This is a genomic window from Streptomyces sp. NPDC091279 (genome assembly GCF_044757465.1).
Lineage (GTDB): Bacteria > Actinomycetota > Actinomycetes > Streptomycetales > Streptomycetaceae > Streptomyces.
The window spans coordinates 188918-201564 of record NZ_JBIVVA010000009.1 but is presented as its reverse complement, the minus strand read 5'-3'; the positions used below and the strand labels follow the sequence as shown (position 1 = coordinate 201564).

At 72.7% G+C, this 12647-nt stretch carries 10 protein-coding genes; 6 read left to right on the top strand and 4 right to left on the bottom strand.

Going from position 1 to position 12647, the window contains the following annotated elements; translation table 11 throughout:
* Positions 1-82: 82 nt before the first annotated feature.
* Entirely contained in the window at positions 83-958 is an 876-nt protein-coding gene (locus ACIQOU_RS23565) for a 3-hydroxybutyryl-CoA dehydrogenase (RefSeq protein ID WP_401538773.1), read from the bottom strand.
* A gap of 181 nt (positions 959-1139) precedes the next feature.
* On the opposite strand from ACIQOU_RS23565, the gene ACIQOU_RS23560 reads away from it, so the two are divergent.
* Complete coding sequence (locus tag ACIQOU_RS23560; protein ID WP_401538772.1) at positions 1140-2369, top strand: glycoside hydrolase family 10 protein; 1230 nt, start codon at positions 1140-1142, stop codon at positions 2367-2369.
* Between the two features lie 256 nt (positions 2370-2625).
* Here ACIQOU_RS23560 and ACIQOU_RS23555 read toward each other — a convergent pair whose 3' ends face one another.
* Positions 2626-3606: a DMT family transporter gene (locus tag ACIQOU_RS23555; RefSeq protein ID WP_401538771.1), complete on the bottom strand. Its 981-nt coding sequence runs from the start codon at positions 3604-3606 to the stop codon at positions 2626-2628.
* Between ACIQOU_RS23555 and ACIQOU_RS23550 the strand changes: the two genes are divergently transcribed.
* From ACIQOU_RS23550 to ACIQOU_RS23540, 3 genes are all read left to right on the top strand, one after another.
* Entirely contained in the window at positions 3605-5089 is a 1485-nt protein-coding gene (locus ACIQOU_RS23550; protein WP_401538770.1) for a PLP-dependent aminotransferase family protein, read from the top strand. The genes ACIQOU_RS23555 and ACIQOU_RS23550 overlap by 2 nt on opposite strands.
* Complete coding sequence (locus ACIQOU_RS23545) at positions 5086-5535, top strand: GNAT family N-acetyltransferase (protein ID WP_401538769.1); 450 nt, start codon at positions 5086-5088, stop codon at positions 5533-5535. The genes ACIQOU_RS23550 and ACIQOU_RS23545 overlap by 4 nt, the downstream gene beginning before the upstream one ends.
* Positions 5536-5603: 68 nt before the next feature.
* Complete coding sequence (locus ACIQOU_RS23540; protein WP_401538768.1) at positions 5604-6197, top strand: histidine phosphatase family protein; 594 nt, start codon at positions 5604-5606, stop codon at positions 6195-6197.
* On the opposite strand, the gene ACIQOU_RS23535 is transcribed toward ACIQOU_RS23540, so the two are convergent.
* On the bottom strand, positions 6179-6622 hold the full coding sequence (locus tag ACIQOU_RS23535) for a DUF6314 family protein (protein WP_401539018.1): 444 nt from the start codon (positions 6620-6622) through the stop codon (positions 6179-6181). The two genes, ACIQOU_RS23540 and ACIQOU_RS23535, sit on opposite strands and share 19 nt — an antisense overlap.
* A gap of 186 nt (positions 6623-6808) precedes the next feature.
* On the opposite strand from ACIQOU_RS23535, the gene ACIQOU_RS23530 reads away from it, so the two are divergent.
* Complete coding sequence (locus ACIQOU_RS23530; protein WP_401538767.1) at positions 6809-9301, top strand: alpha-L-arabinofuranosidase C-terminal domain-containing protein; 2493 nt, start codon at positions 6809-6811, stop codon at positions 9299-9301.
* Here ACIQOU_RS23530 and ACIQOU_RS23525 read toward each other — a convergent pair.
* Positions 9288-9728: a carboxymuconolactone decarboxylase family protein gene (locus ACIQOU_RS23525; RefSeq protein WP_401538766.1), complete on the bottom strand. Its 441-nt coding sequence runs from the start codon at positions 9726-9728 to the stop codon at positions 9288-9290. The genes ACIQOU_RS23530 and ACIQOU_RS23525 overlap by 14 nt on opposite strands.
* A gap of 322 nt (positions 9729-10050) precedes the next feature.
* On the opposite strand from ACIQOU_RS23525, the gene ACIQOU_RS23520 reads away from it, so the two are divergent.
* On the top strand, positions 10051-12639 hold the full coding sequence (locus tag ACIQOU_RS23520) for a YfhO family protein (protein WP_401538765.1): 2589 nt from the start codon (positions 10051-10053) through the stop codon (positions 12637-12639).
* Positions 12640-12647: the final 8 nt, after the last annotated feature.

Genomic DNA, 12647 nt, shown 5'->3' with positions numbered 1-12647 from the left:
GTGGGAGGGGTGGGTACGAGCCCGGCGCGCACACGGAGTGTGAATGCGACGGGCCCGTTCGCACCGGAGCGTGACGCCGGACTCAGCCGTAGCTGTAGAACCCCGACCCCGTCTTGCGGCCGAGGCGGCCCGCGTCGACCATCCGCTGGAGCAGTGGGGGAGCGGCGTAGAGGGGCTCCTTGTACTCCTCGTACATCGAGTGCGCGATCGACGCGACCGTGTCCAGGCCGATCAGGTCCGCCAGTTTCAGCGGGCCCATCGGGTGGGCGCAGCCCAGCTCCATGCCGTTGTCGATGTCGTCGCGGCCCGCGATGCCCGACTCGAACATCCGTACCGCGGACAGCAGATACGGCACGAGCAGCGCGTTGACTACGAACCCGGAGCGGTCCTGGGCGCGGATCGCGTGCTTGCCGAGCAGCTTCTCGGCGAAGAGCTGGGCCCGCGCGAGCGTCGCCTCCGACGTGGTGAGCGCCGGGATCAGCTCGACGAGCTTCTGGACCGGCGCCGGGTTGAAGAAGTGGATGCCGATGACCTGGTCGGCCCGCGAGGTGGCGACCGCCAGCTTCACCACCGGGATCGACGAGGTGTTGGAGGCGAGGATCGCGTCCGGGCGGGTCACCACCTGGTCGAGCACCTGGAAGATCTCCGTCTTCACCTGCTCGTTCTCGACGACGGCCTCGATCACCAGGTCCCGGTCGGCGAACTCGCCGAGGTCGGTGGTGAAGCTGAGCCGCGCCTGCGTGGCGTCCCGCTCCTCCTCGCTGATCTTGCCGCGCTCGGCCGCCCTGGCCAGGGAGTTGTACAGCCGGGTGCGGCCGATCTCCAGGGCCTCGCCGGTGGTCTCGGCCACCTTCACGTCCAGGCCGGAGCGGGCGCACACCTCGGCGATGCCCGCGCCCATCTGGCCGCAGCCGACCACTCCGACGCGCTCGATGTCTCCCGCCGGGATGTCCGTCACATCGTCCCCTTCGCTGGTCTCACGCGTGCGGCAGGACCCACTCGTTCGGGGCCTGCTCCGATCGTGCACGTTACTCCCAAGTATCGATGATCGATCGCCGGGGGCGGGCCCGCGTCGGGCATGCTGTGCGCGGAGCCGGTCCGTGACGTGCGGACCGCATTGTTCTTCTGGGGGTGTGCAGATGGGGCGAGTGACACGGCGGGCGTTCACCACGGCCGTGCTGTCGACGCTCACGTTCACGCCGGGTGCCACGGCGGCGGCGGCGCGGGGCGGGCGGCGCGCGGTCACCGAGATGCGCGGGGTGTGGCTGGCGACCGTGGCCAACCGGGACTGGCCGTCCAGGACCGGTCTGACGGCGGCGGCGCAGCGCGCGGAGCTGATCGCCCACCTCGACAAGGCGGCGCGGGACCGGCTCAACGCCGTGATGTTCCAGGTGCGTCCGACGGCCGACGCGCTGTGGCCCTCGCCCTACGAGCCCTGGTCGCAGTACCTCACCGGGACCCAGGGCGTCGACCCCGGCTGGGACCCGTTGCAGACGGCGGTGACGGAGGCGCACGCGCGCGGCCTCGAACTGCACGCCTGGTTCAACCCGTACCGGATCGCCAACCACACCGATCCGTCGAAGCTCGCCGCCTCGCACCCCGCGCGCACGCACCCGGAGTGGGTGGTCACCTACGGCGGCAAGCTCTACTACAACCCGGGGCTGCCCGAGGTCCGCGCGTTCGTGCAGGACGCCATGGTGGACGCGGTGCGCCGCTACCCGGTCGACGCCGTCCACTTCGACGACTACTTCTACCCGTACCCGGTGGCCGGGCAGACCTTCGACGACGACGAGGCCTACGACCGCTACGGCGCCGGGTTCCCGGACCGGGCGGCCTGGCGGCGCGACAACATCGACCGCCTGGTGCGCGAGATGGCCGCCCGCATCAAGGAGACCCGGCCGACCACCCGGTTCGGCATCAGCCCGTTCGCGGTGTGGCGCAACGCGACGACGGACGCGCGGGGTTCGGACACGGCGGCGGGGGTGCAGACCTACGACGACCTCTGCGCCGACACCCGAAAGTGGGTGCAGGAGGGCTGGATCGACTACATCGTCCCGCAGGTCTACTGGAACATCGGCTTCCCGGCCGCCGACTACGCGACGCTGGTGGACTGGTGGGCCGACGTCGCGCGCGACTCGAAGACCCGCCTCTACATCGGCGAGGCCCTCTACAAGGCGGGCGACCCGGCCCAGCCCGCCGCCTGGCAGGACCCGGCGGAACTCTCCCGCCACCTCACCCTCGCGAAGAAGTACCCGCAGGTGCGCGGCCACGTCTTCTTCGCCGCGAAGGAGGTCACGACGGACCCGGCGGGAGCGATGGCCCGCGTGGTCGCCGACCACTACCGCACCCGCACCAGAAGCCCACGGTGAGGTGAGCCGACAGCGCCGGAGGCCTCACTCCTTGAGGTCAGCGGCGCGCGGGTTCCGGCCCAACGCCCGCTGGGCTGCGGGCTGTTGTCCGGCGGTCCGTGCAACGGCAGTTCTGGTGCAACGGTGGTGAGGGCCGGGTCCGTCGACCGGCGGGCCCGGCTCAACGCCCGTCAGCCTCACGGCCGTTGAGCGGTGGGCCCCCTCCAACGGCCCTCGGACCGGGGCCCGTCGCGCGTCGCCCGCTGCTCAACTCCCCTCAGCCCCGGGACCGTTGGGTCACCGCGATGCAGGCCAGGACCGCGAGGGCGGTCAAGGGGGCCGTCAGGGGGAGGTGTTCGCCGAGGAGGAGCACCGACCAGGCCAACGTCAGCAGGGGCTGGGCCAGTTGGAGTTGGCTCGCGTGGGGGACGCCGATCGCGGCCATGCCCCGGTACCAGACGACCAGGCCGAGGAACTGCGAGACGGCGGCCACCCACACCAGCCCCACCACACTGTGCCCCGTGAGGTGCACGGGCTCGTCGGCCAGCGCGACGGCGGCAGCCGGCACCGCCAGCGGCAGGCACGCCACCAGCGCCCAGCCGATGACCTGCCAGCCCGGCATCACCCGTGCCAGCCGCCCGCCCTCCGTGTACCCGGCCGCGCAGACCAGCAGCGCCCCGAACAGATACAGGTCGGCGGAGGTGAGCGCGCCGCCGCTCTGCCACACGGTGAACGCGATCACCGCGCCGGCGCCCGCGAGCGCCGCGAGCCAGAACGTGCGGGACGGCCGGGTGCCCGTGCGCAGGGCGGCGAACCCGGCCGTGGTCAGCGGCAGCAGCCCCACCACGACGGCCGCGTGCGCGGTGGTCGACGTCCGCAGCGCGAGCGTGGTGAGCAGCGGGAAGCCGACGACGACCCCGGCGGCCACCACCGCGAGCCCCGCCCAGTGCGCCCGCGCGGGCACCCGGACCCGCAGCGCCAGCAGACAGCTCCCCGCGATCAGCGCGGCCAGGACACAGCGCAGCGTCCCCAGCGACCAGGGGCCGAAGCCCTCCAGACCCCAGGCGGTGGCGGGGAACGTGAGGGAGAAGGTGACGACACCCAGGGCGGCCAGCGCGGTACCCCGGGCACGGATCGCGGGGGCGGCGGGGACGGCGGGGGCGGCGGGGGCGATGGGGGCGATGGGGGCGGCGAGTGTCGGCCGCGGGGTGTGCACCGCTATCGCGGCCGGGTCAGTAGCGTTACTCTGTGCTCTCATGCACGAGAGTAGCAGCGTCAATGAACTGGCGAATCGCCTACGGCAGGAGCTGAACCGCTACTCGCCAGGTGGAAAGCTCCCGTCGAGCCGGGCCCTCGTCGAACGGTTCCGGGTCAGCCCGGTGACCGTCTCGCGGGCCCTCGCCCAGCTCGCCGCCGAGGGACTGGTCGTCACCCGCCCCGGCGCCGGTGCCTTCCGCGCCGAGCCCCGCCGGGCCGCCCCTGCCGTCCCCGGCGACACCTCCTGGCAGGAGCTGGCGCTGAGCGCGGACGGCGCCGCCGACCTCGTCCCGCGCACGGTGGACGCCTCCGGGGTCGTCGCGACCCTCGCGGTGCCGCCGCCGGGGGTGGTGGAGTTCAACGGCGGTTATCTGCACCCCTCGTTGCAGCCGGAACGGGCGATGGCGGCGGCGCTGGCCCGGGCGGGCAGACGGCCCGGCGCGTGGGGGCGGCCGCCGATGGAGGGGCTCTCCGAGCTGCGGGAGTGGTTCGCTCGGGGCATCGGCGGCACGGTCACCGCGGCCGAGGTCCTGATCGCGGCGGGCGGGCAGGCCGCGCTCACCACCGCGCTGCGCGCCCTCGCCCCGCCGGGTGCGCCGGTCCTGGTCGAGTCGCCGACCTACCCCGGCATGCTGGCGATCGCGCGGGCGGCGGGGCTGCGCCCGGTGCCGGTCCCGGTCGACGCCGACGGGGTCCGCCCCGACCTCCTCGCCGCCGCCTTCCGGGCCACCGGCGCCCGCGTCCTGGTCTGCCAGCCCCTGTTCCAGAACCCGACCGGCGCGGTCCTCGCCCCCGAACGGCGCCCCGAGGTGCTGCGGATCGCCCGCGCGGCCGGGGCGTTCGTCATCGAGGACGACTTCGTGCGCCACCACGCCCACGAGGACGCCGCGCCGCTGCCGAGCCCGCTCGCCGCCGACGACCCGGACGGCGTCGTCGTACACGTCGGCTCGCTCACCAAGGCCACCGCGCCCAGTTTCCGGGTCAGCGCCCTCGTCGCCCGGGGCCCGGTCCTGGAACGGCTGCGGGCCATCCACATCGTCGACACCTTCTTCGTGCCCCGGCCGCTCCAGGAAGCCGCCCTCGAACTCGTCGGCTCGCCCGCCTGGCCCCGCCATCTGCGGGCGATCTCACGGGAGTTGACGCTCCGCCGCTCCACCCTGACGTCGGCCCTGCGGCTGCGCCTGCCCGAACTCGCCCTGCCGCACATCCCGTCGGGCGGCTACCACCTCTGGCTCCGGCTGCCCGACGGCACCGACGAAACGGCGCTGACCTCGGCGGCGTTGCGCGCGGGCGTCGCCGTCACCCCGGGCCGCCCCTACTTCTGCGCCGAACCCCCGGCCCCGCACCTGCGATTGAGCTTCGCGGCGGTCGCGGGCCCGGCCGAGATCACCGAAGGGGTACGGCGGCTGAAGGCCGCGTGGGCCGAGACGCGCGGCGAAATCCGCTCGACGTCCGCCGACCCGAATGCGAGCCTCCCCGCATGACCGACACCACCCCGGGCCTCCCCGACGGCTACGCACTCTCCACCGACCGCGCCCGCCTCGACGCCGCACGCGTCCACCGCTGGCTGTCCACCGACGCCTACTGGGCGCTCGGCCGCTCCCGCGAGAAGCAGGACCGCGCGATCGAGGGATCGCTCAACTTCGGCGTCTACGACGAGACGTCGGGGGAGCAGGTGGCCTACGCGCGGGTCGTCACCGACCTCGCGACCTTCGCCTGGCTCTGCGACGTGTACGTGGACCCGTCGGTACGCGGCAAGAGCCTGGGAACGGCGCTGGTGATGGCCGTGCGCGAACATCTGCGCCCGTACGGGCCACGGCGCCTCCTGCTGGCCACCCAGGACGCGCACGGCGTCTACGAGAAGGTCGGCTTCACCGCACTCCCGCACCCCGAGCGGTGGATGGCGCTGCTGTTCCAGCCGGAACCCTGAGCCGGGTTTCCGGGACGGCGCCCCGGGTCCCTCTTGACCTGGTGTCCCGCTCGACTCACCATCACCGCATGGCACTTCGGGTCACTTTCGTCGCCGCGGCGCGCAGTTCCTCGCTGCTCGCGGAGCGGTTCGAGGACGACCGGCCGCTGGACCAGGCCGGTTGGGACGAGGTGCTGCGGGCCGGTCCCGAGCTGGCGCCGCTCGCCGCGGCCGAGCTGCGGTACTGCTCGATCGCCCCGCGCAGCCGCGCCACCGGCGAGGCCCTCGGCTACACGCCGCTGGTCCAACTCGCCCTGCGCGACTGCGACATGGGCCGTTGGCGCGGACTGACCCTGGGCGAGGCGATGGCCCGGGAACCGGCGGAGGTGGACGCCTGGCTGGCCGACCCGGCGGCCAGCCCACACGGCGGCGAGTCGCTGCTCGCGTTCGTCTCCCGGGTCGGCGGCTGGCTGGACACCCGCCCGGTCGGTGACGGTGGCCGGATCGTCGCCGTCGCCGAACCCTCCGTGATCCGGGCCGCGTTGGTGTACGCGCTCAAGGCGCCGCCGTCGACGTACTGGAACATCGACGTGCGCCCGCTCTCGGCGGTCACCGTCACCGGACTCGCCGGGCGCTGGACCCTGCGGGTCGAGGGCGGGCCGACTCAGGTCTCGCGGACGTAGTCGGTGCTCAGCAGCAGGTCCTTGGCGGGGCCGCCGACCCGCCACACCGACCGCCAGTGGTCCGCGTCCCGCACGGTGAACTCGCCCCGGTAGAGGTCGGCCGCGCACGGATGGTCGGTGACATGGTGGCCGGTGCGCAGGTCCAGGTCGTGGAAGGGGCGCCCGTCGGCGAAGCGCACGTCGGCGGTGCCGGGCTCGGCCCCCGGCAGGAAGCGCAGGGTGCGTGCGGCGGGCCGGGGCGTCCCGAGCCAGGTGAACGTGCCGGTCTCCTCGTGCAGCAGCCCGCCGTCCGGGAGGTCGCCGAAGACGGTGACGCCCTCGAAGTGCCCGCGTGCGCCGCTCGCCCGATCGCGTACGTCCCGCTCGACGCGCCAGCGCCCCCGCAGATGGGCCAGCACATCGGGTACCGGCCAGCCGCCGCCCATCGTCACGACCCTTTCCGGCCAGGTTCCGGCCAGATCCCGGCCGGAACCCCCTGCGGAACCGGCGCATCCGTCCCGACTTTACGTCCCCGTGTCCGATCCATTGACGCGTTCATGGCGCATGCCTATCTTCCCGTTCGAAGTGTTGATCGATGTCTGATATTTCGAACAACGAGCCGCGGAGTATCCATGACACGTCCCACCCGCACCCGCCCCGGCCGCTGGAGACTCGGCCTCGGCGCGAGCGCGTTCCTGCTGGCGACGGCCCTCGTCCCGGCCCCCGCCCATGCCGCCGAGGTCACCGACTACGCCATCACCGTCGACCCCGCCGCCCGGGGCGCGACGATCGACCCCTCCCTGTACGGCGTCTTCTTCGAGGACATCAACCGCGCCGCCGACGGCGGTCTCTACGCCGAGCTGATGCAGAACCGATCCTTCGAGTACACGACCGCCGACAACACCACCTACACCCCCCTCACCGCCTGGCAGGTCACCGGCGTCGCCCAGGTCCTGAACGACCCCGGCCGCCTCAACGACCGCAACCGCAACTACCTTGCCCTGGGCGCCGGTTCGGCGGTCACCAACGCCGGGTACAACACCGGCGTCCGGGTCGAGCAGGGCAAGACGTACGACTTCTCGGTGTGGGTCCGCGCCGCCCGCCGCACCGGCCTGACCGTGTCCCTCGCGGACGCCGGGGGCACCCTGGGCGCCGCCCGTGAGATCACCGCCCGGGGTGGCTGGGCGCAGTACCGGGCCACGTTCACCGCCGAGCGCACCAGCAGCACCGGCCGCCTCACCGTGTCTGCCGACGACGCGGTCGCCCTGGACGAGGTGTCCCTCTTCCCCCGCGACACCTACCGGCACCAGTCCAACGGCCTGCGCAAAGACCTCGCCGAGAAGATCGCCGCCCTGCACCCGGGGTTCGTGCGCTTCCCCGGCGGCTGCCTGGTCAACACCGGCTCCATGGCCGACTACAGCGAGTCATCCGGCTGGCAGCGCAAGCGCTCCTACCAGTGGAAGGACACCATCGGGCCGGTCGAGCAGCGCGCCACCAACGCCAACTTCTGGGGCTACAACCAGAGTTACGGCCTCGGCTACTACGAGTACTTCCGCCTCGCCGAGGACATCGGGGCGATGCCGCTGCCCGTCGTCCCAGCCCTGGTGACCGGCTGCGGCCAGAACAAGGCCGTCGACGACGACGCGCTCCTCAAGCGGCACATCCAGGACACCCTGGACCTCATCGAGTTCGCCAACGGCCCCGCCACCTCCACCTGGGGCGGGAAGCGCGCCGCGATGGGCCACCCGAAGCCGTTCCACCTCACCCACATCGAGGTCGGCAACGAGGAGAACCTCCCCAGCGAGTTCTTCGCCCGCTTCACGCAGTTCCGCACCGCCATCGCGGCCGCGTACCCGGACGTCACCGTCATCTCCAACTCCGGCCCGGACGACGAGGGTTCGACCTTCGACACCGCCTGGAGACTGAACCGGGAAGCCGGCGTCGACATGGTCGACGAGCACTACTACAACAGCCCCCAGTGGTTCCTGAAGAACAACGACCGCTACGACTCCTACGACCGCGCCGGTCCCAAGGTGTTCCTCGGTGAGTACGCCTCCCAGGGCAACGCCTTCAAGAACGGCCTCGCCGAGGCGGCGTTCATGACCGGCCTGGAACGCAACGCCGACATCGTCGAACTCGCCTCCTACGCGCCCCTGTTCGCGAACGAGGACTACGTCCAGTGGCGCCCCGACCTGGTCTGGTTCAACAACCACGCCTCCTGGAACTCCGCCAACTACGAGGTCCAGAAGCTGTTCATGACCAACGTCGGTGACCGCGTCGTCCCCTCCACCGCCACCGCCACCCCCGCGCTCACCGCCCCGATCGGCGGCGCCGTCGGCCTGTCCACCTGGAACACCAGCGCCGCCTACGACGACGTCCAGGTCACCGACGCCGACGGGAACACCCAGCTGAGCGACGACTTCTCCGGCGACGCCTCCCGCTGGACCCCCTCCGGCACCGGCGACTGGAGCATCCAGGACGGCCAGTACACGCAGAGCTCCACCACCGCCGAGAACACCATGGTGTCGGCGGGCGACCCCGGCTGGCACGACTACGACCTGCGGGTGAGGGCCACCAAGAGGTCCGGCAAGGAGGGCTTCCTGATCGCCTTCGGCGTGCAGGACACCGGGAATTACTACTGGTGGAACCTCGGCGGCTGGAACAACACCCAGTCCGCGGTCGAGCAGTCCGTCGACGGCGCCAAGTCCACCCTGCTCAGCAAGGCCGGCACCATCGACACCGGCCGCGCCTACGCCATCGACATCAAGGTCCGGGGCCGCCAGGTCACCCTGTACCTCGACGGCCAGGAGTGGGGCAGCTTCACCGATGACCGGCCGGCCGAGCCGTTCCGCCAGGTCGTCACCCACGATCGGAAGACCGGCGACCTGATCGTCAAGGTCGTCAACGCCCAGGACGCCGACGCCCGTACCGCGATCGACCTCGGCGGGGCCAGGGTCGCGTCCACCGCCCGGGCGACGACGCTGCGTGCGGCGCCGGACGCGGTGAACACCGAGACGGCCACCGCCGTCGCCCCGGTCACCGCCACCGTCCGGGGGATCGCGAGCCGGTTCACGTACACCTTCCCGGCGCACTCCGTCACCTTCCTGCGGATCAGGCAGAGGTAGCCGGACCGCCGTCCGCGGGCTGCTGTCCCACCGGCAGCAGCCCGCGCTCCGCGAACACCTTCCGGGCCACCGACGTGGCGTTCAGCGCCTTCGGGAAACCGCAGTACCCGGCCGCGTGCAGCAGCGCCTCGACGATCTCCTCGGGCGTCAGCCCCACGTTCAGCGCCGCCTGCACATGCACCTCCAGCTGCGGTTCGCAGCCGCCCAGCGCCGTCAGCATCCCCAGCGTCACCAACTGGCGGTCGCGCGGGGCCAGTTGCGGGCGGGCGTAGATCTCGCCGAACCCCCAGGCCACGATCTGGTGCCCCAGCTCCGGGCTGACCTCGGCGAGCGAGTCGACCACCCGCTGCCCGACCTCCCCGTCGACGGCCCGCAGCACCTCAAGACCGCGCGCGAAACGCTCCTCACGGGTCGTGCTCTCGCTCATACGTACTCCCGATGTCCGCCGCCCGACGGGCCGTCCGCCGTGGTCGCTGCACCGTAGAACCTGGAGCGCACTCCAGGGCAAGCGACGCCGCCGACCGGCCGCAGAACCCCTCACAGGCCGCCCGGACGCCGCCCGCCGGATTCCCCGAATTCACCCCGAACTACGCTCCGGGACATTTCCGTTTCCCGGCTGTTCATCTCTTCGTTCAGCGTACTTACGGGCCATCGGAATTCGTCTTGCTACTTTCATCGGGCGGCACAACCAATCGGAAACGAGGGCCGTCTAACTCCGCGAATCAACCACCCTCGGGGAGTAATCAGGAATGGACCGCTCGACCCTGCGCAAAGCCGTTTACGGCGGCCATTCCCCGACCCGACGGGCCGCGGCACTCCTTGCCGCACTCCTCACCACCGCCGTGTTCTGCGCCGGTGACATCCTCGCCCGCAGCTACCCCTTCGGCCCCCGCACCCGCAGCGTCAACGACCTCGGCAACCAGTACGTGCCCTTCCACGCGCACCTCTGGGACCTGCTGCACGGCCGCGCCGACGGAGGCCTGTTCCTCAACTGGCAGTCCGGCTACGGCACCAGCTTCCTGCCCGACCTCGGCACCTACCTCAGCAGCCCCTTCGCCCTCCTCGTCGCCCTCTTCCCGCGCGACGAGATCGACCTCGCCGTGTACACGATCACCGTCCTCAAGACGGCGTGCGCCGGAGCGGCCATGGCCTGGCTGCTGCTGACGCTGCGCTCCGGGCGCTGGTGGGCGGCCGGGTTCCTCGCCACCTCCTACGCCCTGTGCGGCTGGAGCGTCGCGGTCGCCTCCTACAACCCGATGTGGCTCGACGGCCTCCTCGCCCTGCCCCTGTTCTGCCTGGTCGGCGAGTGGGCCAGAGAACGCCGCCACCCGCTCCTCGGCGTCCTCGTCGTCGCCGTCGCCTGGATCGCCAACTTCTACACCGCCTACATGGCCACCCTCGCCGCCGGTCTCGTGCTGCTCCTGCGGCTCTGGCTCGCCGACCTCGACCGGCGCCGCACGGCAGCGGCCCTCGGACGCGCCGCCCGGACCGTCGTGCTCGGCATCGGCCTGGCCGCGCCCCTGGTGACGGTCGTCTACGTCGGCACGAAGCACGCCTACCCGGGCCGCGAGGCCGCGTTCACGGCCGTGCCCGCCCGGGATCTGCTGGCCCGGCTGCTGCCGACCACGTACAGCTTCAACAGCCCGGCCGTCTACGTCGGCACCGCCGCCCTCCTGCTCGCCCTCGCGCTGCCCTTCCACCGCCGGGTCCCGCGCCGGGTGCGGACCGGCTGGACCGTGCTGACCTGCGCCGTCGCCCTCTCCTTCCAGTGGGCGCCGACCAGCCTGGTCTGGCACGCCTTCGCCACCCCGCAGGGCAGCGCCTACCGGCAGACGTTCGTGCTCTGCGCGCTCCTCGTCACCGCCGCCTGGCTCAGCCTCTCCCACGGGGTGCCCGACCTCCGGGCCCTGGGCGCGGCGGCCGGGCTCCTCGCCCTGATCGTCGCCGTCGCGAGCCGCAGCGCCCTGCTGCACCCGGTCGCCTGGCTGGTGCTGGCGCTCGCCCTGGTCGGCGCCCTCGGCGGTCTGGTCCTGCTCGGCCGCGACCCCGGCCGACACCGAGGACGGCTGGCATCGCTCGCCCTGCTCCTGCTGTTCGGCGGGCAGTTCGGCGAAACGGCGGCCACCTACGCCGTCGCCGACCGCCTCCGCCTCGGCCACATGGACGACTACGCCCCCTGGGGCACCCGGCAGCAGGAGCAGGCCGACGCGATCGCCCGCGCCGACGACTGGCCCGCCCACCGCACCGAGCCCGGCCGCGAACAGACCGTCGGCAACGACCCGTTGCTGGTCGGCGGCCAGGGCGCCCAGTACTACAGCAGCCTCACCCCCGACATCCTCAGCCGCACCCTCACCGCCCTCGGCGACGGCTACACCTCCCGGGGCCGCAGCGTGCAGAGCCTCGACAACGACGTCACCGACGCGCTCTTCTCCGTCGGCGCCCGCGTGCACTCCCCGCCCGACCCGCACCAGAACTGGTTCCCGCAGGACGGCACCCGCCCGACCGTGACCCGCGAGGACGTGCCACCCCTCGTCACCGTCCACCCCGCCCCCACCCAGCACTTCGGCAACTCCCCTTACCGCAACCAGGAGTTGCTGCTCGGCAGCCGCGTCTACACCGTCCCGCGCCTCACCCTGCGCGACGCCGACGGACAGCAGCTGCCCCCCACGTCCTGGGTCGGACAAGGCACCGCGGTCCTCGGCGCCTCGATCACCGCCACCTGCCCGGCGGGCGACGAGGTCTACCTCTGGGCCCCGCGCTACTCCGGCACCGCCGCCACCGGCTCGGGTCCGACCGGACGGTTCCGCGCCGACCGGGGCACCAAGATCTCCGCGATGCAACGGCTCGGCACCGTCCCCGCCTCCGGACACCTCCGCGTCGACCTCACCCCGGCCGCCCCAAGTCCCGTCCCCGCAGGGGCCGTCGGCTGCCTCGACACCGACCGGCTGCACACCGCCGTCGCCCGCCTCAAAGCCACCGGCGCCACCGAGGTCCACGTCTCCGACGCCACCGTCGAGGCCCGGATACCGGCCCACAGCAAGGGAGTTGCCGTCATCGCCGCGCCCCGGATCGCCGGGTGGCGATGTGCGGCCGGTGCCGACGACGCCGTTCCCGCCGGGCAGTACCACGGCCTGATCGCCGTTCCGCTCGACGGCTCGGCCACCACCGTGACCTGCACGTTCCATCCGCCCGGGCTGCGCCTGGGCACCGCCGTCGGCGCCTCGGCGCTGCTCGGGCTGCTCCTCACCGCGACGCTCGGCGCCCTGCGCCGCAGACGCGCCGCTCCACCGGAACCGGCGGCCACCACCACCGGACCGCTCGACCGCGTCGGCGCATGACCGGCGTC